This is a genomic window from Vibrio sp. TRT 1302, assembly GCF_050113875.1.
In the GTDB taxonomy this organism is placed as follows: Bacteria; Pseudomonadota; Gammaproteobacteria; order Enterobacterales; family Vibrionaceae; genus Vibrio.
This window is the reverse complement of record NZ_JBNJOF010000004.1, coordinates 264,416-288,893: the sequence shown is the minus strand read 5'-3', so window position 1 is coordinate 288,893 and position 24,478 is coordinate 264,416. Positions and strand designations below refer to the sequence as shown.

The window sequence follows — 24,478 nt, the reverse complement described above, 5'->3', positions numbered from 1 at the left end:
ATTGTCTATGACTCTTTGATATACATCAACCTTTGAGAGGGCAATCGATTAAATATTGACTCATTGGTGAGCTAACTTGTTGAAAGTTATAGCTAGAGCATGATTTTGTGTTTTGAGATAGAAATGACGTATTTACTCTAATTTGATTCGCAGATTGGGGGAGTCGTTAGAAATGGGATTTTAGGAAGCTTTTCACTCTTTTGATATGCGCTCCACGGTCAATCTCGCCCAACTGATTTGATGATAAAAACATCTCTGCGTATTGCTGATCGATGTGTTGTTCAAGAAAAATTAGGTATAGCTTAGGATCAATGTGACCCGTTGTTGCCATCTCTGTCATGATTTCTACAGATTCAGAAAGAGTTTTGGCTTTTTTGTACGGTCTATCGCTTGAAGTCAGAGCTTCAAAGACATCGGCAATCGCCATCACACGTGCCGGAATGGAGAGTTGTTCTTGGAATAAACCTTTTGGATAACCTCGGCCATCCATTCGCTCATGGTGTCCCCCTGCGATTTCAGGAATATTTTTGAGATGGTCCGGGTAGGGAAGACGATTGAGCATCATGATGGTCTGAATGATATGGTCATTGATAATAAATCGTTCTTCATCGTTAAGGGTCCCTCGCTGGATTGAGAGATTATAGAGTTCGCCACGATTGTACTTGTAATCGCCGGGTACCAATACAAACTCCTCTTGCCAAACATCCTGTGGTTTAGCGTTACTCTGCCACTCAATGAGATGCACTTGTTTGTCGGCGAGGATTGACTCTTCAACGGGTAAATCGCTAGATTTTCCCGCGCGTTGTTTTTCTATCCATGACACACCAGCTTGGTCATCTAACGTCCTTGTCCATTTATAGGCACTGATTTTCTTCAGGCGTTCTAGAGCATCCTGACTCATGTTTTCGCCACCGATATTACATTCAGCAATGAAGTAAAAGTCATCATCGAGTTGCTGTTGTTTATGGGTCAGTGTTTCTTTCAGCTGTTTGTCGTCTCCTCCTTCAGATAGCGCTTTCCAATAGTCGATTTCAGCTTGTGCTTTGAGTAATTCAAAACGCATTCGGACTTCGTGGATCCGATCGTATATGGTTTCCAGTTTCGTCGCTTTGTCTATTACGTATTCTGGCGTTGTGACTTTACCGCAATCATGCAGCCAAGAGGCGAGATGCAACTCTTCCCACTGCTGTTTCGACATCTTAAACAGCGGGAAATAGCTGTTATCTTGCTCGGTTGCCTTAACCAGCATTTCAGTCAGTTTAGGGATGCGCTGACAGTGACTACCCGTGTAAGGTGATTTGGTATCAATGGCAGAAGCAATCAGCTCAACAAACGCGGTGAGCATCTCTTTTTGTTGCTCGATACGGTCGATATTCTCTTTTGCCAATGCGCCAAAACTGAGCAGTTCTTTGAGGAATGCGTGTTTATCTGATTGTTCAGGTGTAATGGCTCGTTCATAACCAAGTAGCAGTACACCGATCAGTTCGTGAGTCCGATTGTGGAGTGGGAATAGGTAAATGTCGGAGTTGTAGATGATGTCTCTGTACTTAGCCAGTACGTTATCTTCGCGGTTTAGATGGACAATGTCGCCTTTAGCTAAGTCGGTGCTGACCCAAGGTGTGGATTGAATCAACTGATTGATATCGATTTTGAACGGAATAATGGCTTGGTTTGCGGACGGTAGCAGTGAGTTTGCTTTGTCATCGCGAGTAAAGAGAACGATAGTTTCTGCCTTGGTGACTAAAAAACTTTGATGGGCGATCGTTTTAGCAAGAACAGCGAAATCTTGATTACTGGCAGTATCTCGAAGCAGCATGAGCAAATCATAGAGTGTATGTTCCATCAACTCGATAGATTGAGTGAGATTGGCCACTTCTTTGATGACACTTTTGGTGTAACGAGTCTTTTTAAAGTCAAAACGGGCGATGTTGTCGGTCTGTCTCACTAATGCCTGAAGCGGGTTAGCCAAACGTTGTACCACTAACCAAACGACAACAAAGCTCATCAGCAGCATTGCAACTGCGACTCGGACTTGCTTATCTCTCATTGACAGCAATGAAGAGAGCAAATCATCTTGAGGTGTCGCTTCAGCAAGTAACAAGCGGGTTTTGTTGTTTAATCTAACCGGCGTTAACGTCACTGACCAATTCTGGTCATCGTACTCAAGAGTTTCGTAAATGATTTGGCTCGAACTACGGTTGATGACGGTTCTAAATACGCTGTCTTTGAGTAAATCAACACTGGGTCGGTCGTCGTCACTCTGCTCGATGTCAACATTGTGATGGGCTAAGATGTTGAATTGGTTGTCAAATAGAGTCAGCTTGGTATTTTCCGAATGTCCCATTCGACTGATTTGTTCAGACAGCGAAGTTAAGGTGAAATCTGCTCCAACGACGCTCTGACCATCCGGCGAACGACGCGATAGTGTGACTCCGTTGGTTTTCAGGAAGTAAAAAAAATATGGCTCAGTGAGTCGTATTTCTCCATCTAGGTCTGCATTGGAGAACCACGGCCGAGTGCGTGGATCGAACTTATTGTCATTGCTTTGGCGCTGTCCAACATTGCGGAAACTGCCATCAAGGAAGGTAAAGCGATTGAGACCGGACGGGTTGGTTGTATTGATCATCAACGCGGCTTTGTCTGGTGCATCAAACCGTTCTCGGTCGGCATTGGTTCTAAGGGCACGAATCAGTGTGACGTCACCAGATTCGTTAGCATAAAAAAGTGCGACGACGCCTGGGTTACGTTGAAAAATTAAATGGAGAGAGGCGAGGAAACGTTGATGTTTTTCAGGTGCTCGATGGTCATCGATTGCTCTACTCATCGCCATAAAATCGAGAGTGGTAAGAATCGGCCCCGCTTTGACCTGGAACGTTGATTCCAGCTGTCGACTGTTTTCACTGCTGAGTTCTTTCGCACTTCCGGTTAACAAATCCTGAGCATGTCGGTAACTGATGGCAATAAGAACCGAGCCCACTAATGTCGTGAGAACCAGAAATAGAGTAGTGATATGAATACTTAGGGAGTAACGACGCTTTCTCATGATCTGTCCAGTAGCAAGTACATACTAAGTATTGAACAAACTGGCGATGATGCAAAAAAACTACTTAATATTGATGTTTTTATTATTGAAAGCCTTTAGCAGAGGGTTTCGGTGGACTTAAACAGGGGAGAGTTGATAGGCTAATGCCGTCGTTGAACTGGATGAGAAGTAGCGTCGATTTATGAAACTGGTTATTGATACCCATACTCACACGTATGCAAGTGGGCACGCGTATAGCACTCTGATTGAGAATGCTCGTCTGGCGAAGGAAAATGGTCTAGCGATGTTTTGCACGACGGACCACGCAGAGTCAATGCCTGGTGCGCCTCATTATTGGTTCTTCTCTAATCAGCGTGTTTTGCCACGTTTTATTGAAGGGGTGGCGGTGATCCGTGGCGTTGAAGCGAACATTCTCAATATCAATGGAGATATTGATGTTCACCCAACGTCTTACAAAAGTCTCGACTGGGTGATCGGCAGTTTTCACGAACCAGTGTTCCATCCGTCGGACAAAGAGACCCATACCCAAGCGCTGATTAATACTATTCAAAGTGGCAATGTCGATGCGTTGGGCCACCTAGGTAATCCGAACTTTGATTTTGACTATGTTCCCGTCCTTGAATGTGCAAAACAGCACAACGTGGCGATTGAAATTAATAATACAACTTTGCGCGGAAATAGCCGCGTTGGCAGTGTCGAGCGCTGTCATGAGATCGCTGCTTTGGGCAAAGAAATTGGCGTGTATTTTACTACAGGTAGTGATGCCCATTTCTGTCAGGATGTAGGCGGACTGAAGCTTGTATCGGATCTCTTAGATCAAGTGGGCGTTGACAGCCAAAAGGTGATTACTCATTCAGTGGCGCAGTTTTTAGGCTTCTTGGCATTACGTGGCCGTGAGGTTATCGAAGACTTTAAGCCGTTATAAGTTGATACAAATTTACGCTCATGTGTGCGGAATAAATTCAGTACACTTTGTCCTCATTTCCCCAAAATAAAGAATAAATACAATGAAAAAATTGGTTCCAATATTCGCGCTAGTTATGTCAGCTCAAGTGTTTGCGAGTGATTTCGATTTGAAAGCGACCATGAAACAGATGAAAGTCGAATTCAAACAGGCCGCTCAGGCAGAGGAAATCACCCAAATGCAATCCGCAGTTGCTAATCTCTCTGAGTTAATCGAGCAGTCGAAACAGGGTGAATACCCGCCTGAGAAAACCGATCTTTACCTTGAAGGCTTTAATAAGCTTTCTGTTGCGTTGGACTCTGTTGAGGCGAAACTAGAGGCTGGCAACTTAGAAGCGGCCAAAGCTGAGCTAAAACGCGTCGATGATTTACGTGTTGAGTATCATGATAAGCGTAATCCAAGCATCTGGAGTAAGCTATTTGGCTAAGAGGCTCAAGGCGATACTGTAAGGGTAAAAAACCATGATCAATGTTAGGTTTTTTATCGTAGGTTACTGAGTTTGTTAGCAGAAGGTTATATATTTGCGCTCTAATAATTGAGAGTGACAATGATCAGAGCGTCTTATTTTAAGCGAAGCATGCTAATCGCAAGTGCCCTTAGCTGGGTGCTTGTGACGTTGATGCCTGTTATAAACGCCCATGGTGCCAATGCCGGGGTGTGGGCGACGCTCTGTACTATCAATGGTTTTGAGCTGGTTCAAGTTGAAGAAGGTACGGTAGAAACCCAACACAGCAAACCTTGTCCATTTAGTCACTTTTCCAGTTTCCATCAGGATTCTCTTCCAACACCCCAACACGCACGAAGATCGACATTAGCGACGATGGATTCGTACACTTATTTGGCTCTAAGTGAACGTTTTCAATTCGCTATCCCACGCGCGCCGCCAGCGGTTCTTTTTTCCAACTTTATCCATATCTCATAATAATTAGGCTTAAAGCCACTAAGTAAAGTTAATGCTCAGCACTTAGCCTCGACATGATTCGAGGTGCGATGCTGTGCGTCTTAAAAAGGAAAATATAATGCTGGGTAGTCAGTTTGAGACTCAACCTAAGGAACACGCACGCTCATCAAAAAGTCACCAATCCATCGAAAAGAAAAATGCTAAAGCACGCTATTTTCTCGCTTGGCGTTGGCACTTTTATGCAGGTCTATTCGTTATCCCGTTTATGTTAATGCTCAGTCTCACCGGTATTGTGATGCTGTTTGATGATGAGATTGAACATTTTCGTTACGGCGAAATTTTAACGGTCACTCCACAAGAGACGGTTCAATCTGTTTCGAAGCAGATGCAAGCCGTTATTGAACAATATCCCAAAGCGAGTGTGACGCAGTTTATCGCGGCTTCAGAAGCGACGGTTGCCAATCGATTTAACGTTCGTTTAGCAGATGGAAAATCAATATTAGTGGCGATTAACCCTTACACAGCAGAAGTGTTGGGCGAAATCGATCGCAGCAACAGTTGGTACCAGTTGGCGAACGATATTCACGGAACCTTGCTAATTGGAACGTGGGGAGATTACCTGATAGAAGTGTCAGCCAGTTTAGGAATTCTGTTGTTGGTATCAGGGATATACCTATGGCTGCCAACGGACAACGCGGCTAAAGCAGGCTTTCTCAAGGTGAGGTTGACCAGCGGTACACGTACATTGTTGCGAGATCTTCACGCTAATCTAGGAGGTGTGCTGTCGATTGTGCTGCTGCTATTTTTGCTGTCTGGTCTTGCTTGGGCTGGAGTGTGGGGGGCAAAAATGGTCCAAGGCTGGAACACCTTTCCAACCTATTATACGTGGGGTGAAAAGCCACAATCGGTACAGACTCACGCCAGTTTAAATCATGGAAGTGAAGAAGAGCTGCCTTGGAATCTTGAGCAAGCGCCGTTACCGCAGTCGCAAAGCCATCATGGCGGTCATGAACATAGCGAAGTGAGCTATGATGCCGGTAACACGATAGATATCGATAGCGTGATATCTCAGGCACAGCAACTTGGTTTTGGCCGTTTTAAAGTCTTTTTGCCTCAGTCGTCGACAGGTGTCTATACCATTGCGGCGAATTCGATGGCAGGAGATGTGACGGATCCAAGAGAAGACAGAACCACTCATATCGACCAATACAGTGGCAAGGTATTAGTCGATGTGACGTGGCAGGGCTACAGCCTAATGGCTAAGTTGATGGCAGCAGGGGTATCTCTCCATCAGGGCGATCTTAGTGTTATCAATAAAGTGCTTAATCTACTGTTCTGTTTGGCATTCATCGCTATCTCAGTCACGGGAGCGATGATGTGGTGGCTGCGACGTCCAAGTCAACAGAACAAGTTGGGGGTGCCAGCGCGTTTTGAACAAGAAGGTATTTGGAAGGTGGGGCTGGTGTCTGTTGTGGTGATCAGTCTCTGTTTCCCATTGGCAGGGGTAACGATTATTGCGACCTTGTTGTTTGATGCATTTGTCGTCAGCAGAAGTACCAGACTGCGCGAATACTTAGCGTGCTAGCGGCGATGAGTTGATGGATACCGCTCTGAGGCTCGCCTCAGGGCGGTATGATTCTTTAACTCAGTTGCTTGGTCATATAGTCAATGAATCCACGTAAACGAGCGGGCATGTACTTGGTTTGTGGGTACTGCATCGCGATTGCCCCGTGGTAGTTGCTTTTGATTGTCCAGTCAGGCAAGACCGGAACGACTTGGTTTTGCGCAATCGCATCGGCGATAACAAAGTCATGGAAGATGCCAATACCCAGTGCATTCTTAACCCCTGTCAATCGCATTTGTGAGTGGTTAACTGCGTAACGTCCGCTAACGGGTACTGAGTGGTACTCGTCTTCTTTAAAAAAGTCCCAGATATGGTCACGGTCGGTTTCTGCTAGGTACAAACAGTCGTGTTGTACGAGCTCTGTTGGATGGGTTGGCATCCCTCGCTGTTCGATATATTCAGGGCTTGCACACAATACTAAGTTAGTTTTACTCACTTCTCTCAATACCAAATTCTCATCTGGCTTATCGGTGAGTTTGAAAGCGACATCAATTCCATCGCGGATCAAATCTATTTCGCCATCCGCAGCGCGGAGTTTTAGCTGAATGTGTGGGTATTGCTTGAGGAAAGGCACAACGTGAGGCTGAAGCACCGAGTTTAAGAACGCTTCGGGTGCTGCAACGGTCAACGCACCAGACATTTCTTGATGATCAGAAGTCGAAAGTTCAACGGCTTGCTTGGCGGCGTTAACCATGACCATCGCCTGATCATAAACCTGTTGACCTGAGCGGGTAATGATCAGCTTGCGCGTCGTGCGTTCAAACAGTTTCACCGATAGGGAAGTCTCCAATCGCGTCACCAGTTTACTTAGCGCTGAAGGCGTCACCTCAAGCTGTTTCGCCGCAGCGGTAAAGCTTCCTTCGTCAACGATTAAAATAAAACTCGCTAAGTCAGGGAGCAGGGCGATCAGTTTGGTGTTTTTCATAGTGGAGTGCATTAATGGCAATGATGGTGGAGTTTAGCGTGATCCTGAGCGACGGTCATCACAAAAGCGTTTAATTTGTGCCTCAGATTCAATAATGTTTTTCCGCTCGACGGGATAATGGAAACTACGTGCTTGAATTACACTTAAGACAGCAGATTTTAGTCTTTAGCAATATGCTGAAGGCAATCGATAAGCGATATGCTTACAATCATAATAACTAGGAAGGAATTTGAAATGTCTTCTGCATTCTACCAACAGATCCAACAGCAAATTGAAGAAGTAAAGGCGGAAGGCCTTTATAAATCAGAGCGCGTGATCACTTCTCAACAGGCCGCTGCGGTGAAAATTTCGACCGGCGAAGAAGTGCTTAACTTCTGTGCGAACAACTACCTTGGTCTTGCAAATCACCCTGCTCTAATCGAAGCAGGCAAAGAGGGTATGGACGTTCACGGCTTTGGTATGGCATCTGTGCGTTTTATCTGTGGTACTCAAGACATCCATAAAGAACTTGAACAAAAACTTTCTAAGTTCTTGGGTAAAGAAGATACCATCCTATACACGTCTTGTTTCGATGCGAACGCTGGTCTGTTCGAAACGATTCTGGGTCCAGAAGACGCTATCATTTCTGATGCGCTAAACCACGCCTCAATCATTGATGGTGTTCGCTTATGTAAAGCTATGCGCTTCCGTTACTCAAACAACAATATGGAAGAGCTAGAGCAGCAACTAATCGCAGCGAAAGAAGCTGGCGCTCGCCACATCCTGATTGTTACTGACGGTGTATTCTCAATGGATGGTGTGGTGGCTAATCTTCCTGCCATCTGTGACCTTGCTGAAAAGTACGGCGCACTGACAATGGTTGATGATTCTCATGCTGTAGGCTTTATGGGCAAAACAGGTGCAGGCACTCACGAATACCACAATGTTGTCGATCGTATCGACATCATTACAGGCACACTGGGTAAAGCGATGGGTGGCGCTTCAGGCGGTTACACTTCTGGTAAAGCTGAAGTGATCGACTGGCTACGTCAGCGTTCACGTCCATACCTATTCTCTAACTCTGTTGCACCAGCCATCGTCAACGCTTCTATCCGCGTTCTTGACTTGCTTGAAGAGAGTGGTGACCTACGCGACCGTCTATGGGAAAACGCAGCACACTTCCGTGCACGTATGGAAGCGGCTGGTTTCACTATGGGTGGTGCAGACCACGCAATTATCCCAATCATGTTAGGTGATGCCAAAGTCGCTGCTGAATTTGCAGAGCGCGCTTTAGAGAAAGGCATCTACGTGATCGGTTTCTCTTTCCCTGTAGTACCAAAAGGTCAGGCACGTATTCGTACACAAATGTCAGCAGCACACTCTCGTGAGCAGCTAGATCGCGCTATCGATGCGTTTATCGAAGTGGGTCGTGACATGGAGATCATTAAATAATGAAAATCAAAGCACTATCAAAACTAAAGCCTGAACAAGGCATCTGGATGACTGAGGTCGACAAGCCTGAACTTGGTCATAACGATCTTCTGATCCGCATTAAGAAAACCGCTATCTGTGGCACTGATGTTCACATTTACAACTGGGACGAGTGGTCACAAAAAACCATTCCTGTTCCTATGGTTGTTGGTCATGAGTATGTGGGTGAAGTGGTTGGCATTGGTCAAGAAGTTCGTGGCTTCGAAATCGGTGACCGAGTATCTGGTGAAGGCCATATTACATGTGGTCACTGCCGTAACTGTCGTGGCGGACGTACTCATCTATGTCGCAACACAACGGGTGTTGGTGTTAACCGCACAGGCGCGTTCTCTGAGTACCTAGTGATTCCAGCATTTAACGCATTCAAAATCCCTGAAGGGATTTCTGATGACCTTGCGTCAATCTTCGACCCATTTGGCAACGCGGTACATACAGCACTGTCGTTCGACCTAGTCGGTGAAGACGTACTGATCACAGGTGCAGGCCCTATCGGTATTATGGCAGCAGCGGTTGCTAAGCACGTCGGTGCTCGTCATGTAGTGATCACGGATGTAAACGAATACCGCCTCGATCTTGCTCGTAAGATGGGTGTGACTCGCGCAGTTAACGTTGCAGAGCAAAAACTTGAGGACGTGATGGCTGAACTTGGTATGACAGAAGGCTTCGATGTTGGCCTTGAAATGTCTGGCGTACCTTCAGCATTTAACTCAATGCTAACGACAATGAACCACGGTGGTCGTATTGCGCTATTAGGTATTCCACCATCAGACATGGGTATTGACTGGAACCAAGTTATCTTTAAAGGTCTTGTTATCAAAGGCATCTACGGACGCGAAATGTTCGAAACTTGGTACAAGATGGCTTCATTGATTCAGTCAGGCCTAGATCTTACGCCAATCATTACTCATCACTTCAAAGTTGATGACTTCCAAGCAGGCTTTGACGCTATGCGTAGCGGGCTTTCAGGCAAAGTTATCCTTGATTGGGAATAACCCATTCAACTAAGAATAGCGCTCCGATTGGGGCGCTTTTTGTTTCTATGAAAAAAAGACCTACCGCGAGGGTAGGCCAAATCCCTAAGTTTCCCTGTGGAGCAAGGAGTGGGGGTGACTAATGTTTATGGAGAATTCAATAATTAAGCTGCAATGGCTTCTTTAGTTGGAATGGCAATCAGGCGGCTAATGTTGACATCGCCTGCGTTTTCAACTGACTCAAAACGAGAAATTAACAGTGATTGCAGTTGGTGATCTTTGATCGGCTGTGCCAGGATTTCCAAAACCGATGTGGTGACATCGGATTCATCTATCGAAGCCAATACAGGTTGAACGCCACGTAAGATAGATAGACGAGAAAGTAACTTTTCATTGTCGCTTAGTGCCCAAATCATCGCTTGGCTATGACAACGTGACATAAGCAGTGGGGTTTCACCACTGTTGGTGAATACCGCTACGCCTAAGTTTTGTTGTGATTTGGCCGCGAACAAAACAGAAGAAACAGCGAAGCTCTTACTACTGTTGCTACAAAGCTGTTGGACCTTGTCCCAGCAACTGCTTGAGCATTCAATTTCTTGTTCAACACCACGTGCAATTCGAGCCATCGCTTTTACGGTTTCAACTGGATAGGTACCTGTCGCGGACTCGGCAGATAGCATAATCGCATCGGTTCCATCGATAACAGCGTTCGCCACATCCATCACTTCTGCTCGTGTTGGTAGAGGATTATCAATCATAGACTCCATCATTTGAGTCGCAGTGATTACGGGTTTTCCAAAATGTTTCGCACGGCTGATAAGTGCTTTTTGAACAATAGGTAAGCGAGCATCTCCAATTTCGACGCCAAGATCGCCACGAGCGACCATAATGATGTCAGAAGCGATGATCACGTCATCCATGGTCTGCTGATTTTCGACAATTTCAGCACGTTCAACCTTAGCGACAATTTGTGCATTGCAGCCTGTGGCGCGAGCGATTTCTCGAGCATAGTGGAGGTCGTCCGCATTACGTGGAAAGGATACGGCTAAAAAGTCAGCGTCAATGATCGCGGCTGTCTCGATATCTTGTTTATCTTTCTCAGTTAAAGCTGGGGCAGAAAGCCCACCGCCCAATAAGTTGATCCCCTTGCGGTTGGATAGGATTCCACTGTTTAGTACTTTAGTGTTTGCAACCGTGCCAGCTTCGTCAATATGGACGACTTCGAGCTGTATGCGCCCATCGTCAAGCAGAAGGACATTTCCGACAGAGAGATCTTTAATTAACTGAGGGTAATCAAGACCTACTCGCTGCTCGTCACCCGCTTGTGAATCTAGCGTGCTATCTAGGGCAAATATTGCGCCTTGTTCAAGTCGGACTGCTCCATTCTTAAATCCAGAAATGCGGATTTTAGGTCCTTGTAAATCAACCAGAATGCCAATGTGCTTTCCAAGTTTTCGTGCTGTGTTACGGACATTGACTGCAGCCGCAATATGGTCTGCGGGATTGCCATGTGAAAAGTTTAACCTAACCACGTTAACGCCAGCGAGAATCATCTCTTCTAGCACAGTGGCACTTTGGCTTGCGGGGCCTAGTGTCGCGACGATTTTAGTTTTATTCATAACCTTACCTTTAACAACATAACCGAAAATGGGTAATCAAAAGGGGGCGGCTGGTGGTCAACATTCGTTTGATGGGGAAGGGGGTACTATCTCTAGGAGCCAGATAAGTACGTCACCTCAAGTCAATGTCAATCGCCAGCCATAGGGGGAGCGAACTCCCCCAAGTTCGTTGTTAGTTGGCAACGTTAGCTTTTAATTTAGGCTGAGTTTCCTCATCGATATCAACGACTTTCTTCGCGTTCCAAACAGTTAACGCAAGCAGAAGTGACAGCACACCTGCCGCTAACCAGAAGTATTGAGCTTGAGAGAAGTCGTACTTAGAAACACCGTCGATTTCTGTAATGGTAATGAGCTTTGCAGAAATAATTTCTTGAGCAGATGCCGCCATGTAAGAGAACAAACCAATGAAGCCTTTTACCGCACCAACAGCGTTCTTTGGCATCAGGTCACAAGCTGTGAGGCCTGCAAGGAATACGACCAGACCACCGATAGCAAAACCGATCAGGCCTAGGGCTACTGCATCAACCATGCGGTTATCTGGGCCAAAGAACATTAGACACATACCCGCGATATTTGCCAATCCGTATAGTAGCGTCGGGATATGACGGTTAGCGTTAAAGATTTTATCCGATACGATGCCTGATAAAATTGCCCCCGCTAGACCAGCGATAGGGTACGTAGACATTGCAAAACCGGCGTCAATCAACGAATAACCTTTTGCCTCTTGCAGATACAGTACTGCCCAAGAAGACATCGCATAACGAGAGACGTACATTGCCGCACACGCCGCAGCGATAAGCCATACAACGGGTTGTTTTAATACAAATAGCTGAGCGCGACGTGTTTCTTTAGGATCATTTTTCTTCTTGATTTCTGGCTCTTCATCAAAAGCCGTCGCAGCATCTGGTAGACCGTAAGTTTGTGGGCGGTCTTTAAGGATAAAGAACATACATAGTGCTGCGACGATTGCTGCGATACCTGCGCCGATGAAGCCAGCGCGCCAGCCAAGGTAGCTCACGAGTGTAGCGGTTAGGATCCAAGTAATGCCTTCGCCGATGTTACGCGAGCCACCCCATATTGAGTAACGCGAGCCACGTTGTTTAGGCGAGAACCATTGGAACAGAGATACACATGAAGGTGCTGAGCCTACCGATTGGAACCAACCGTTTAAACCCCAAAGCAGAACAAAGAAGAAACCAGCGGTATTCAAGCCCATGATGACGGCTGTCGCGCCCGACAATAGTAGTGAGAACGACATAAAGCGGCCAATGTTGGCGTAGTCAGAAAGGAAGCCGTTCGAAAACTTACCTATTGCGTAGGTGAAGAAAAAGGCGGAACCCATAATACCGAGTTCTTCAATGGTGACGATGCCCGCATCTAGCATAGGTTTCTTCACGACACCTAAACTCATACGAACTACGTAGAAAACAGCGTAACCAAATACCAAACCAAGGAATACTTGCCATTGGAAGCTCTTAAAGCGGGATTGCATAGCCTCTTTAGAGCTATCGGACAAAGGTAAGTCCGGGCGTGTTTTAAAGAAATTGAACATAAATGTTTCACTCCGAATATGTGTGACGATTAATGAGTTGTCGTCGGCATGATGCAGAAGGAGGAGAATTGGCTCAAAAGGCTACTTTTGAGGCAAAAATGACCCAAACTAAAGATTGGCGAGGGTTAAAAGAGACACTTTTGACCATTTTGTTGGTAACGAAGTTGATAGAATTACCGCTATTGAGAGATTTAATTGCGTCAGCAGTGACCCATTCAATTGGGGATGAATTTAGTGGTTGGTTTGTCACTTTTTGAATTGACGCACATTTCTAGGGGATTTTGTGAAGTGGGATTAACAAAAGTGTTTATAAGGCTATTGGCAAAGATAGGGCTGGTCGCGTTTTGGTTCAGCCCATATGCGTTGGCAAATCAAGATCAATTGGTGGTACTCACTACGTTTTCGAGCGAGCCAATCGCGGAGTTAATGTCGGAATATAAACAAAGGAATCCTAAGGTAGATATAAAGCTGATTCATAGAAGAACACAGTCAGCGATTCAACTACTAAACAAAAGTTACATGCAAGATGTCGATGTCGTACTTAGTTCATCGCCATTTCTAATGGAGGAACTTTATAAGCGTAACCAGCTGGCAAGCGTGTCTTATAGCAATGAAATGCCCGAGTGGTTGGTGCCTTTTGTTTTGCCTAAACGAAACAAAGTAGTCAGCGTGGGCTACTCTGGTGCAGGGCTAGTGTGGAACAACGATTACCTAAAAGCTAACCAGCTACAAATCCCAAATCAATTTAAAGATTTAGTTGCGTTTGAGTACTTTGGTCACATTACGATGAGTACGCCAAGTCGTTCGGGGACGACACAAATGATGATAGAAAGTATTTTAGCCAAACATGGGTGGTTAAAAGGTTGGGCAATCATTTTAAATGTTGGAGCCAATCTGGGCACTGTTTCCTCTCGCAGCTTTGGTGTCGCTGACTATGTCGCTAAAGGACAATTTGGCGTTGGACCCACCATCGACAGCTATGCGTTAGTGTTACCAAAACAGTTTCAGCATGTTGGCTTTGGATACGATTCAGATTTTACGCTAATGCCAACCTATATTGGGGTGCTAAAAAACTCAGGAGAAAATGAATCAACCCAAAGCTTTATTACGCTGCTCCTATCCAAAGGCGTCCAAGATAGTATGGTCAACAGTGACTTTGCCAAGCACTCGATTAAAGATGACTCGTTGTATAGCGAGAAGAATCCGCCTCTTAATTTGGAAAAACTAATGAAAAGAGAAAAGCTGGTTAATATCATTTTTGATGAAGCGATAACGAAGCGTCTACCAGAGTTGCAGGATCTTTGGCACAGCATTGCAGAGCTTGAGTCAATCACTGCGTCGAACCCTGAACTGAGTACGAGAGTCTCTCACTTAAAACAGCAACTTTTCCTAATCCCGATGACAGAGGAAGAAATCCGTTTGATCGCGAACTCCATTGCTGAACAAGATGCTTCAAATCAAGCCTCTAGCGGATTGGAACAAGCAGTATTGGCAGAGTTTGGTTATCGTTTCGGGGTTAAATTTGAGGACAATTTGCTTCAGGTGGCGGATACCCTAAAAGCCATTCAAGTAGAGCTCGCGCTATGACTAAGTGGAGTACGATTGGCGCAAAGTTGATCCTAGCCTTTGCTGGTTCAACGCTTTTACTGATGGTAGTGAGTATTGTTGCCTGGCTAACGTGGAACCAACTCGATGAGCAAGTGAGTGAACTGCTCGACAATAGTGTGCCGAAATACAACACCAGCTACTTGCTAGAAAGCCGAAGTAGTGAGATACGCTATCGAGTTCAACTGTTGCCTCGTCTGAATAACAAAGTTGAGTTGAACAGACAAATCGCAGAACTCTCTGAGCAGCTTGAAGCCATCAATTTGACTCTGAATCGCATAGGTTCTGGGGATATGTCAAACGACGAAACTCAAATGCTTTCTGAGCGTTACCGAGTTCTTGATGAAACATTAGAACAGTACAGTACGCTCGTGCTTCAGCGGATTGAACAAAGTCGCAGAGTGAATAAATTAGAAGAGCAGATCAACTGGATTCATCAAGATATTCGTTCTGAACTCACACCGATACGCCAAGAGTTACATTGGTTGATCCGACGTGATGAAACTGGCGAAGAGCGCAACATCGCCTTGGATCAATTACGAGCGATTCAGCATGTATTAGATCTGGAGTCGAATGTCTTCGCTATGACCAGCGAAGTTATTCAGGCGCAGCAACTTGGTGAGGTCCACAATGCGACTAAAGTAATCCAATACAAGTTGGATGATTTGGTGAGCAATAGTGCCGCCATTTTTGTCCTACCTTCAACCATTGCGTACCAGCAGTTAATTCAAGAGTTAGCGACATTACTTGCCCCACAAGGTGTTTTCTACCATCAAGTGTTAGATAAGGTAGCGTTAAACCAACGTATTGATCTGTTAAAGGTCAATATTGACCAACAGCTAAGTGATATTCATCAGCAGATTGGTTTGATTGTACAAGAGGCTGATGACAGCTTTATCAATGTACAAGCGCAAACGACGAGTCTTGTCTCCTATGGGAACCATGTTCTTATCGTTTGTTTCAGTGTATCGATAGTGATGTCGCTGTTCCTCACGTACTATTTTATAAATCGCCGCATCGTTGCTCGTCTAACGGCATTAAGTTCGAGTATTGATGCGATAACAAAAGGCGATTTAAGTCATCCTATTCAAGTTGATGGGGCTGATGAGATTGGTCGCCTGAGTGAAAAACTGATTGAGTATGGCGTCAGCGTCAAAGAGATTCAGCGTACCAATGCGATGAGTCTGATCAACAACACATCTGCGAGTTTATTGACCTGTGACTTAGCGGGATATGTCGAGTCTGCCAATCTCAGCGCGCGCAGGCTACTGGCGGTTCAGGGAGAGGTGGAAAAGAAGTTGATTTGGGATTCGTTCGAAAATCGCAGCCAACGGGTCTTAGCCAAAGTGTTCCAACGTAATGGAGCGTTATTTAGAGATGGGCATGATGAGATTACCCTATGTGTTGTAGATGAGCAGACCTGCTATCTGCATTTCGATTTCCATCTGTTTTCACATGGTCAACTCAACAAAGTGATTGTTACGATCACTGATATTACCCAGCAAGAATTGAATACACGGGAGCTAGAGCAACGTGTTGCGGATAAAACATCAGATTTAAGAGAGAAAAATCACCGCTTGTTAGAGGAAATCGTTGAGCGCGAGCGAACGGAACGACACCTAAAACAAACACAAGGTGAGTTGATACAAGCAGCAAAAATGGCAGTGGTAGGGCAAACCATGACCAGTATGGCGCATGAGCTAAATCAGCCGCTCAATGCAATGTCTACTTATTTGTATAGTGCCAAAATTTCATCGCAAGCGGGTAATTTTGCAGGCGTCAATCAGTCACTTGGTTACATCGAAGGCTTGGCTATGCGGATGGGGAAAATCATATCCAGCTTACGGAGCTTTGCGAAAAAGTCAGACGATGACCAGCCAGCGGCAACGCAAAATCTTAAAGATATCGCAGACCAAGCGATGACCATTGTGATCGCAAAAGCAAGAAGACAAATGGTCGAAATTGATAACCAATTGACCTCAGACCTTACCGTACATGGGAACGCTCTCGCCATAGAACAGGTACTCGTCAATCTGTTGGTGAATAGCTGTGATGCTATTGATGAGCAGAATGGAGAGAAGCGAAAAATCACTATTCGTGCGGTTTACGAGACTAAGACACATCATGCTATCGGAATATTTGATAGCGGTAACGGGTTTGATTTTAGCATCATTGATAAACTCTTTACGCCCTTCACGACGACCAAAGAAGTGGGTTTGGGGCTTGGGCTAAACATAAGCAAATCTCTGATGGAAAAACACTCTGGGCAGATTTATTTAGCGTCCAACTTAGATAAAGGCGCGTTAGTTATTTTGGAATTGCTACATGCAAAATCTTATTTACTCGATCCTATTAGTGGACGACGACCAAGATGTTTTGGATTCCTATAAGCATCTGATGGATATCGCTGGACTTTCGGCGAAGCCACTCCTTGACCCTACATTGACGACACAGTTTCTCACCCCTGATTGGGCGGGGGTCGTGTTGTTGGATATGTACATGCCACAGATTCATGGGCTGGAGTTACTAGAGAAAATTAAACAAATTGATGAACGGATTCCGGTCATTGTGATTACTGGGCATGGCGATATCCCAATGGCGGTGGATGCCGTCAAAAAAGGGGCGTGCGAGTTCATTGAGAAGCCGATTAATCCTGCGGCACTATTGGAAATGGTCAAAGAGCATTTAGATTTACGGCGCAGCTTTATTGAACAAAAACATGCAATGGTCGCCACGATTGATAAGTCTTTAGTGGGAAGCTCGGCGCAATTGGAGCAAATCCGTCTCCTTATTTCCCAGTTTGCCTTACTCAAGAATCATGTTGTTATTTGGGGTGAATCTGGAACTGGCAGGCACCTTGCTGCGCATCTATTGCACTCAATGTCTGACAAAGGGGATGCCTTTGAAGTCATTCAAGCAAAGTCGGATATGATGGAAAGTGACTTGGCTCAACAGCTGTCTGAGTTTAAAGAAGGAACTCTGATGCTGGATAGTGCGGAGTTACTTTCAGAAGAGTGCCAACGGTTTCTGGCTCAAAGGCTGATCGGCAACGAAAGAGAGGGTAGGCCGTTACGTGTGATAGCTGTTTTAGGCTGCGATCCAGAAACACTCATCGCTAAGCAGCAGTTAATTCCCGAGCTCTATTACGTGCTCAATCAGGGGGTGATAGAAATGCCAGCTTTGCGACAGCGTCCAGACGATATAGCGGTGTTATTTCATCACTATCTTAAAAAGAGCTGTAAGACATTAGGTAAACTGCTCCCTAAAGTGGAGTCGAACTATTTGTCGATACTCAGAGGTCATGCTTGGCCTGGAAATGTCCGTGAATTACGAAATATAGCTGAGCTATATGCGGTAGGGATCATTAAATTAACGGGTAAAGAAAAACTCTATACCCAAGCTGAAACGCAGCTACCGCTTGATGAATTGGTGGATGACTTTGAAAAAGGTGTCATTGAAGATGCGCTGTTTTTGCATTCGGGGCGAGTGAGTGAGGCCGCTGATTACCTGCAAGTTCCGCGGAAAAAGCTCTATTTAAGGATGAAAAAACACGCGATAGACAAAGACAAATTTAAAAGTCGGTCATAGACATTCACACCGCTCACTGGAAGCTTTAATACCGTGAGAGAGCATGGTTACGAAGAGCGTGGTTTTGTTCGTGACTTAGGCGTGGAAAAGTAGCAAAGGCGAACGAATGTTCGCCTTTGTCATTACTGAGCCAATAGTTTTCTTATCGGCTCGGGTTCGGTGTATTCAATCGAAGAGCTCTGCATCAGTTTTTCAACTTGTTTGGACTCTCCTTCAACAACCAATACGTGGTCTTCAGGTAGCTCATCAACAATGTTTAGACCAGATTGAGCGATAGCCTCACGAGCCTCGGATGCTTTACCAACAAGATATTTAACGAAGTATCTTGTTGGTGCTTGCTCTGTAGCCTCTTGTTTGTTTCCGGGGAAAGGGAAACCTTGGCTATTGGCGAGTACCGAGCCTGTGATCCCTATCATCAGCAGTATTGAACATGTTATGAGTCTATTTACCATAGTGACTTGAACTCCTTATGGAAAAGTCAGTGACCAGCGATTAATTGTACCCACATCTCGTCTCGCACTATCAACCGCTTTTAGCTGCCAATCACCTTTTGACTCAAAGCCAGTGAAGTCAACTTGATAGCTGTTCTGGATGTTATTTGAACTGCCACCTGTGTTGTCATGCAGAGTGACTTGGCCACCTTCTGGTGAGATTAATGTGACTTTGAGATCACCGATGTAGGTGTGACTGATATCAATCGCTACAGTGATGATACCAGCGTCGCCAGCACGGCTTACAGATAGTTCACTTATCACGCCACGGGAGTTGTTGTCTGGGATCGCAACCGCGGTATCGTTTACATAGCTATCAGTTCCATTGTCGCCATTGCCAGAACCTTCACAACCGTACTGCTCCAGATACTTAACTGCAGCGTCGCTGTCAACGAGACCGTAGCCGGTTCGATTATCGCGTCCTGCAACATCAATATCGGTAGCTGTCTTGGTTAGCACACTACGTATTTGAGCCGCAGTACAAGTAGGGTAGTAACTCCAGACTAAACCAGCGACACCTGTGACATGTGGCGTTGCCATTGAAGTCCCGTTGTAATACTCGTAGTCTTCTCCAAGCGTTGTTGAAACAGAGATCTCCTGACCTGCGTATGCGAGAAGCTGTTGGCCAAATTCTCGGTCAACCGTGACCGACAGTATACGCGCGGTATCGTTTGTGTCGACAAGGAACGGATTTTGTAGTCCAGGCAAGTCGCTATTGCTGTAAACAATACTCGCTCTAGCGCCCGCATCGTAACAAGCTTGAACCGCATTTATTTCCGGATAGCTTCCTGAACCTTGGTTACCAATACGTTCAACCAGACAAATCTTGTTAGTCATATCAGCGCAAGTAAAACGGCCGTTGGAGGTGTCACAAACACCAAGAGACGCAGTAACTGAACCTGCAACAGGTTCCGATTGATAGTTGCCTGAACGCTGTACTAAGCGGTTATGTGGGACGATACCGCGGTCGAATTGACTTACACCGTCTAATTGGATGTCTGAAAGTTTACCTTCTCCGACCGTAACAGTGGACAAGATCGCCACACCTGGGCCAGAAATCTCAACTTGATCCGTTGCTTGAGAGAACGCTGCGTGAGCATTTTGATTGTCTATTGCAGCGACCGACATGACTGAGTCATAGGAGGCAGGGTAACTGTGCGCGGTATTACCGTCGTTACCTGCCGCAGCGATCAGCAGTACCCCTTGGTCATAAATGCGTTGAAGTGCATTTTGTTCAGTAACACTGGACTGACTGCCACCTAGGCTCATATTGACCACGTTAGCACCGTTGTCTGCACAGGTTTGAATCGCTTTAACCAAGCTAGATGAGTACCCCCATCCCGATTCGTTAAACACTTTAACAATATGCAAATTAACGTTTTGATTTGGCATTACGCCCTTAATGCCCTCGTTGTTCGCAATTGCTGCAATGGTTCCCGCTACGTGAGTGCCGTGGGCATTGTTGTTACCCGGAGCACTCCACGAGCCTGTCCCACTGTCATTTGTGCCAGAGACTCGGTTTCCGCTTAAATCGTTGTGTGATAAGTCGTAACCTGAATCAATGATACACACAGTGCGATTGCCCGCGTTTGAGTCATCAAGAAGCTGAGCGTTTACGGCGGTGTAGCCCCATGGCACCGTTTCACTCAAAAGGTAGCGGGGTGGATCAATCTCCACATACTCGACGTCACTTCGATTACTCAACTGAGTTACTTTTGTGTTGTCGATTTCGATACTGTATATCGATTGGTCACCTAGCTTTTCTACTTTGTTGGCGTTGAGTTGTTCCAACACCGATTCTTGTACGATTCGTGGTCCGGAGAAAGGACTAGTGCTCATTGAAGAAAGAGCAGCTTGGTCATCTTTGAACTTAACGATGTACTTGGTGGGTAGTTTGGATTCGTCGAATCCAGTTAAAGAAGCGTATGCTGACGTTGGTAGTGTTAGCACTACTGCAACCGCAGTAGTTGAAAACAAACCTTTGATTGTATTTGTTTTGTGATGCATTTTGTCTTATTCCTTTTGAGACAATTTTATTCACTTTTTATTAATTAGTTCTCATTCAAAGAAAATGTGAATGAGCAATATAGCTATGATCACTTGTCAGAAAATGCCAATACATTTACGTCCTGAATCGATAAAACTGAACAAAAGATCTTCAAAACAACACAATCCGTTAACACTGGTAGTGCTTATATATTCTTATAAAGCAATTACTTAGTAGTGATAAATTGCTTTTCTAATCATAAATTTTGAGTAAATATTCTATTTTTGGGGTGGTGGGATATATTTACTAAATCTATTGAAAATAGATCTTGGTTACAAAGCTGGGCATAGGATTATTCTTACATTTGACTCGTTAGAGTAATTAGTCTGAAAATGACATTTAGATGAGAGTGTTTCTCATTAATTACAATAACGAGAATCTTATGAAAAGAACCATGACACTAATGAGTGCTTTGCTGCCACTCGCATTTGCTTCGGCGTCAGAAGAGTTGATTACCCCTGAGATGATATCTCCAGCACAAGTTGTCAGTGCACAGGGTAAGCAAACTTATACTTATGTGCGATGTTGGTATCGAACCAGCTATTCCAAAGATGATTCTGGCACAGATTGGGAATGGGCTGAAAATCCTGACGGAAGTTACTTCACTTTGAATGGATATTGGTGGAGCTCAGTGTCGTTTAAAAACATGTTTTATACCGACACTCCCCACAGCATCATTAAACAACGTTGTGAACAAACATTGGATCTTGCGAACGACAATGCCGATATTACTTACTATGCGGCCGATAATCGTTTCTCGTACAACCATTCGATCTGGAGCAACGACCCTGTTGTTCAGCCGCAGCAAATCAACAAGATGATTGCGTTTGGCGATAGCTTATCGGATACCGGCAATATTTTTAATGCCTCGCAGTGGCGTTTCCCGAACCCGAACAGTTGGTTCTTGGGGCATTTTTCGAACGGATTTGTTTGGACGGAATACATTGCTAAAGCGAAAAATCTACCTCTTTACAACTGGGCAGTCGGTGGGGCTGCGGGCGAGAACCAATACATTGCGTTAACGGGCGTCGGGGATCAGGTTACTTCTTATTTAACCTACGCGAAGTTAGCGAAAAACTACCGACCTGAAAATACGCTATTTACCTTAGAGTTTGGATTGAATGACTTCATGAATTACAACCGAAGTGTCGCGGAGGTTAAATCTGATTATGCAGAGGCACTGATTCGACTCACCGACGCTGGGGCGAAGCACCTCTTGTTAATGACATTACCAGATGCAACACGTGCGCCTCAGTTTAGCTATTCTACCCAAGAAGAGATTGACAAAATTCGCGCGAAGATTGTTGAGATGAATCGATTCATAAAAGCACAAGTGGCGTACTACACTGCACAGGGTTACACCATTACTCTGCATGATACCCATGCTTTGTTTGAGAGCTTGGTTGCTGATCCTCAAGCGCATGGATTTGTTAACGCAAGTGAAGCGTGTCTCGATATTAATCGTTCTTCATCCGTCGACTATTTGTACAACCATCCTTTGCGCTCTGAGTGTGCTTATCAAGGTTCGGATAAGTTTGTGTTCTGGGACGTAACCCATCCGACAACAGCGACACACCAGTACGTTGCACAACAGATGCTAGAAGACAGTCAGCAACTCGCAGATCATCCCTTCTAGACCTCACCATTAAGCCGAGCTCAAGCTCGGCTTTTTTATATGTTATGGAAAAGAACTTCGAGTCTCAGGGTGATCTGGGCTTCTCCCTCTCTCTGGCTATCGGCTTCTCGTCCCCAGTTGTATTCCGGTGTGAGTTCATAGAACAACCAAGGGCGCAATATGTTCTGCCTGTAAGTCAGAGAAACATGCGTATTAGTGATGTAGTGGAACGGGCGATTCGTCCCCGTTGTACTCGCTTGATAGCTAATGGCTTGCTTATCTGAGATATGTTGATAAAGGGTGACGCCTGTCCCGAGCTGCCAGCCTTTAATATCATCTTCGTAACTGGCGATGTTGCTCCAACGAACTAGGAAATCTGGAGATAACGAGTAGTCGAGATCTAGCTCGGTAGATTCTCCTGTTAAGCGTTTCTTTTGGTAGAGTTTCTGAGTCGCGCGTAAGATGACGTCGTTACTGATAGGGTAAATATAACGAAATCGAGCTTCTATGCCGGGCTTCGCGGTCAGTTTTACGTTGAAGCTGTTACGTTCGTTACTTAGCCAGTCGTACCTTAGGCCAAGTGTATTTTCAGCGTCTTGGCTACTGCGTGGAAATAGGTCGAGAAGATCGGATTCATCATCGGATTCAAACACGATCTTGAGCCGTTTTGTAACTTTAGGGAGGTGGAAACGTGCCTTAAATTTAGTGTTGAATTGGTAACCTTCTCCTTCGACATAGACGAAGTCATTAACCCATCTGACAAGGCTTCCCGCTTGCGCATCTTCGTCGACACGTTCATCAACGAAGAAATTATCAAACCAAACTGCAGGTTGGCAGAGTTTGGTATTGACGTAGCTAAAGGTTGAATCAAGGATCTTGGCGCTATCGGGCTGACTGTGACATGACGAATAGTCGATGTCACTTTCCCCATAGGCACTAAAAGGCAGTAGTAGTGGCAATAAAGCTAGATAACGCAAACCGGATAAGGAGTTAGTGATAAAGAACTTAGTATCGTCATCTATGATAGGACAGGTCAATAAATTGCTTGAAATGATAGATGAAACTTTACCGCCAGCCGCAAAACAGCCAGCGATAAGATTATTTTGACTGTGCAATCTGAGCGTATTGACGCAGTAAGTCAGTGAGTGTCGTAACCCATTCGAGTGCATTCTGAGGGCTATCCTTGAGGATTATCTCAACGTGGTTACAGTGAGTCTCAAGTGGAATCGCTCGCTCTAGATGGAATGATACTGTGTAAAAATGCCACAGCAGTAGTCGCTGCATTCGAATGATGTTTTGCTGCTTATTGTCCGATTCTTCAAATAACGCTGGCAGTTCGCTCAGTGCGATGGCGTTCATTCTTAGCATTGCGTCAAACTGAGCTTCTTGAAGCTTATCCTGATCTTCGGTCTCATCTTGCTCAAACGTAAACAGTTCTGTCATTGATTCTTCAGGAATAAGACGATGAATCATTTTCAGGCTCAGTTCTTCAAGTTCTTCACGAGAAGTTTGCGTGAGACTGCTGTAAGTGTAATCGCGTTGCATATAGGTTCTCAGACATCAAAGTAGGGCGGGTATTCTAGCGGTTGGGAGGAAAAATGCCATACGATCCTCCCTTACGAGCCAAAAAAATCCCCGCTTGCGCGGGGAAAGTCTTAGTTGTATTAGCTAGGTAAGCCTATGACGTTGTAGTGAACTTAACTGTCATACCAAAGGTACGTTAAGCTTTATCATTTAACACTAGGTGCCAAATGATATAACGCCAGTTTTTGGACAAGAATTGTGATGCCCTGACAGTGAAATTGAGAGTTTGGTTCCAAATATTTAGGTGTTTAAGTGCATATGTTGACAAGGGTGAAAACGAAGTTTACCCCGACCAATTGGTGCCCCAAATGTGCAGAATGGTCATACATTGAACGCTTGAACGTTTGCGTGAAAATATGTGATGAAACTCTCATTCGTGGCGCTATACTTTCCGCCCGGTTGAGAATAACAGCTCTACCAATACAAGCCGTCACAGGGAATGGTGAATGACCCCAAGGACAGGACCAGCTACCAATTCA

At 45.2% G+C, this 24,478-nt stretch carries 19 protein-coding genes; 11 read left to right on the top strand and 8 right to left on the bottom strand.

What is annotated here, in order from left to right; genetic code table 11:
- Nucleotides 1-166 precede the first annotated feature (166 nt).
- Nucleotides 167-3,043 carry an HD domain-containing phosphohydrolase gene (locus tag ACQEXP_RS08340; protein WP_426969380.1) on the bottom strand — a complete coding sequence of 959 codons (2,877 nt, stop codon included), beginning with the start codon at nt 3,041-3,043 and terminating at the stop codon, nt 167-169.
- 181 nt (nt 3,044-3,224) lie between these two features.
- Between ACQEXP_RS08340 and ACQEXP_RS08335 the strand changes: the two genes are divergently transcribed.
- The 4 genes from ACQEXP_RS08335 (at nt 3,225) to ACQEXP_RS08320 (ending at nt 6,493) form a co-directional block, all read left to right on the top strand.
- The gene (locus ACQEXP_RS08335; RefSeq protein WP_426969378.1) at nt 3,225-3,968 is read left to right on the top strand and encodes a phosphatase; all 744 of its coding nucleotides are present in this window, start codon (nt 3,225-3,227) and stop codon (nt 3,966-3,968) included.
- Between the two features lie 82 nt (nt 3,969-4,050).
- Entirely contained in the window at nt 4,051-4,434 is a 384-nt protein-coding gene (locus ACQEXP_RS08330; protein WP_269374951.1) for a cytochrome b562, read from the top strand.
- A gap of 120 nt (nt 4,435-4,554) precedes the next feature.
- Nucleotides 4,555-4,929, top strand: a complete 375-nt coding sequence (locus tag ACQEXP_RS08325) for a hypothetical protein (RefSeq protein WP_269374950.1) — start codon at nt 4,555-4,557, stop codon at nt 4,927-4,929.
- Nucleotides 4,930-5,026: 97 nt separating this feature from the next.
- Nucleotides 5,027-6,493 carry a PepSY-associated TM helix domain-containing protein gene (locus ACQEXP_RS08320; RefSeq protein WP_426969376.1) on the top strand — a complete coding sequence of 489 codons (1,467 nt, stop codon included), beginning with the start codon at nt 5,027-5,029 and terminating at the stop codon, nt 6,491-6,493.
- Between the two features lie 55 nt (nt 6,494-6,548).
- Here the strand turns inward: ACQEXP_RS08320 and ACQEXP_RS08315 are convergent, their stop codons facing one another.
- On the bottom strand, nt 6,549-7,457 hold the full coding sequence (locus ACQEXP_RS08315; protein WP_269374948.1) for a LysR family transcriptional regulator: 909 nt from the start codon (nt 7,455-7,457) through the stop codon (nt 6,549-6,551).
- Between the two features lie 234 nt (nt 7,458-7,691).
- On the opposite strand from ACQEXP_RS08315, the gene ACQEXP_RS08310 reads away from it, so the two are divergent.
- Together ACQEXP_RS08310 and tdh are read left to right on the top strand one after the other, a co-directional pair.
- The gene (locus ACQEXP_RS08310; RefSeq protein WP_426969375.1) at nt 7,692-8,888 is read left to right on the top strand and encodes a glycine C-acetyltransferase; all 1,197 of its coding nucleotides are present in this window, start codon (nt 7,692-7,694) and stop codon (nt 8,886-8,888) included.
- Nucleotides 8,888-9,919 (top strand): L-threonine 3-dehydrogenase, encoded by a 1,032-nt coding sequence (gene tdh / locus ACQEXP_RS08305; protein WP_269374946.1) that lies wholly within the window; start codon nt 8,888-8,890, stop codon nt 9,917-9,919. The genes ACQEXP_RS08310 and tdh overlap by 1 nt, the downstream gene beginning before the upstream one ends.
- 143 nt (nt 9,920-10,062) lie before the next feature.
- On the opposite strand, the gene pyk is transcribed toward tdh, so the two are convergent.
- The gene (pyk, locus tag ACQEXP_RS08300; protein WP_426969374.1) at nt 10,063-11,517 is read right to left on the bottom strand and encodes a pyruvate kinase; all 1,455 of its coding nucleotides are present in this window, start codon (nt 11,515-11,517) and stop codon (nt 10,063-10,065) included.
- Between the two features lie 172 nt (nt 11,518-11,689).
- The gene (locus tag ACQEXP_RS08295; protein ID WP_426969372.1) at nt 11,690-13,069 is read right to left on the bottom strand and encodes an MFS transporter; all 1,380 of its coding nucleotides are present in this window, start codon (nt 13,067-13,069) and stop codon (nt 11,690-11,692) included.
- Nucleotides 13,070-13,137: 68 nt separating this feature from the next.
- On the opposite strand from ACQEXP_RS08295, the gene ACQEXP_RS08290 reads away from it, so the two are divergent.
- Genes ACQEXP_RS08290 through ACQEXP_RS08275 form a run of 4 tightly spaced genes read left to right on the top strand, consistent with a single transcriptional unit; the run spans nt 13,138 to nt 18,262 of the window.
- Nucleotides 13,138-13,326, top strand: a complete 189-nt coding sequence (locus tag ACQEXP_RS08290) for a hypothetical protein (RefSeq protein WP_426969371.1) — start codon at nt 13,138-13,140, stop codon at nt 13,324-13,326.
- A gap of 46 nt (nt 13,327-13,372) precedes the next feature.
- Nucleotides 13,373-14,656: an ABC transporter substrate-binding protein gene (locus ACQEXP_RS08285; RefSeq protein WP_426969369.1), complete on the top strand. Its 1,284-nt coding sequence runs from the start codon at nt 13,373-13,375 to the stop codon at nt 14,654-14,656.
- Complete coding sequence (locus ACQEXP_RS08280) at nt 14,653-17,064, top strand: ATP-binding protein (protein ID WP_426969368.1); 2,412 nt, start codon at nt 14,653-14,655, stop codon at nt 17,062-17,064. The genes ACQEXP_RS08285 and ACQEXP_RS08280 overlap by 4 nt, the downstream gene beginning before the upstream one ends.
- Entirely contained in the window at nt 17,000-18,262 is a 1,263-nt protein-coding gene (locus ACQEXP_RS08275; protein ID WP_426969367.1) for a sigma-54-dependent transcriptional regulator, read from the top strand. Before ACQEXP_RS08280 ends, ACQEXP_RS08275 begins: the two co-directional genes overlap by 65 nt.
- 122 nt (nt 18,263-18,384) lie before the next feature.
- On the opposite strand, the gene ACQEXP_RS08270 is transcribed toward ACQEXP_RS08275, so the two are convergent.
- Together ACQEXP_RS08270 and ACQEXP_RS08265 are read right to left on the bottom strand one after the other, a co-directional pair.
- Nucleotides 18,385-18,714, bottom strand: coding sequence for an ATPase (locus tag ACQEXP_RS08270; protein WP_269374945.1), 330 nt, complete (start codon nt 18,712-18,714; stop codon nt 18,385-18,387).
- A gap of 15 nt (nt 18,715-18,729) precedes the next feature.
- Nucleotides 18,730-20,760 (bottom strand): S8 family serine peptidase, encoded by a 2,031-nt coding sequence (locus ACQEXP_RS08265; RefSeq protein ID WP_426969365.1) that lies wholly within the window; start codon nt 20,758-20,760, stop codon nt 18,730-18,732.
- Between the two features lie 422 nt (nt 20,761-21,182).
- On the opposite strand from ACQEXP_RS08265, the gene ACQEXP_RS08260 reads away from it, so the two are divergent.
- The gene (locus tag ACQEXP_RS08260; RefSeq protein ID WP_426969364.1) at nt 21,183-22,436 is read left to right on the top strand and encodes an SGNH/GDSL hydrolase family protein; all 1,254 of its coding nucleotides are present in this window, start codon (nt 21,183-21,185) and stop codon (nt 22,434-22,436) included.
- Between the two features lie 35 nt (nt 22,437-22,471).
- Here ACQEXP_RS08260 and ACQEXP_RS08255 read toward each other — a convergent pair whose 3' ends face one another.
- Together ACQEXP_RS08255 and ACQEXP_RS08250 are read right to left on the bottom strand one after the other, a co-directional pair.
- A complete protein-coding gene (locus ACQEXP_RS08255; RefSeq protein ID WP_426969487.1) occupies nt 22,472-23,392 on the bottom strand; it encodes a hypothetical protein in 921 nt (306 codons plus the stop codon).
- Between the two features lie 121 nt (nt 23,393-23,513).
- Nucleotides 23,514-23,960: an exoribonuclease R gene (locus ACQEXP_RS08250; protein WP_426969363.1), complete on the bottom strand. Its 447-nt coding sequence runs from the start codon at nt 23,958-23,960 to the stop codon at nt 23,514-23,516.
- Nucleotides 23,961-24,478: the final 518 nt, after the last annotated feature.

Excerpts from the sequence above, each read along its gene's own strand:
- ACQEXP_RS08340 (WP_426969380.1), bottom strand. The coding sequence starts at position 3,043 with ATGAGAAAGCGTCGTTACTCCCTAAGTATTCATATCACTACTCTATTT.
- ACQEXP_RS08335 (WP_426969378.1), top strand. The coding sequence starts at position 3,225 with ATGAAACTGGTTATTGATACCCATACTCACACGTATGCAAGTGGGCAC.
- ACQEXP_RS08330 (WP_269374951.1), top strand. The coding sequence starts at position 4,051 with ATGAAAAAATTGGTTCCAATATTCGCGCTAGTTATGTCAGCTCAAGTG.
- ACQEXP_RS08325 (WP_269374950.1), top strand. The coding sequence starts at position 4,555 with ATGATCAGAGCGTCTTATTTTAAGCGAAGCATGCTAATCGCAAGTGCC.
- ACQEXP_RS08320 (WP_426969376.1), top strand. The coding sequence starts at position 5,027 with ATGCTGGGTAGTCAGTTTGAGACTCAACCTAAGGAACACGCACGCTCA.
- ACQEXP_RS08315 (WP_269374948.1), bottom strand. The coding sequence starts at position 7,457 with ATGAAAAACACCAAACTGATCGCCCTGCTCCCTGACTTAGCGAGTTTT.
- ACQEXP_RS08310 (WP_426969375.1), top strand. The coding sequence starts at position 7,692 with ATGTCTTCTGCATTCTACCAACAGATCCAACAGCAAATTGAAGAAGTA.
- tdh (WP_269374946.1), top strand. The coding sequence starts at position 8,888 with ATGAAAATCAAAGCACTATCAAAACTAAAGCCTGAACAAGGCATCTGG.
- pyk (WP_426969374.1), bottom strand. The coding sequence starts at position 11,517 with ATGAATAAAACTAAAATCGTCGCGACACTAGGCCCCGCAAGCCAAAGT.
- ACQEXP_RS08295 (WP_426969372.1), bottom strand. The coding sequence starts at position 13,069 with ATGTTCAATTTCTTTAAAACACGCCCGGACTTACCTTTGTCCGATAGC.
- ACQEXP_RS08280 (WP_426969368.1), top strand. The coding sequence starts at position 14,653 with ATGACTAAGTGGAGTACGATTGGCGCAAAGTTGATCCTAGCCTTTGCT.
- ACQEXP_RS08275 (WP_426969367.1), top strand. The coding sequence starts at position 17,000 with ATGCAAAATCTTATTTACTCGATCCTATTAGTGGACGACGACCAAGAT.
- ACQEXP_RS08270 (WP_269374945.1), bottom strand. The coding sequence starts at position 18,714 with ATGGTAAATAGACTCATAACATGTTCAATACTGCTGATGATAGGGATC.
- ACQEXP_RS08265 (WP_426969365.1), bottom strand. The coding sequence starts at position 20,760 with ATGCATCACAAAACAAATACAATCAAAGGTTTGTTTTCAACTACTGCG.
- ACQEXP_RS08260 (WP_426969364.1), top strand. The coding sequence starts at position 21,183 with ATGAAAAGAACCATGACACTAATGAGTGCTTTGCTGCCACTCGCATTT.
- ACQEXP_RS08250 (WP_426969363.1), bottom strand. The coding sequence starts at position 23,960 with ATGCAACGCGATTACACTTACAGCAGTCTCACGCAAACTTCTCGTGAA.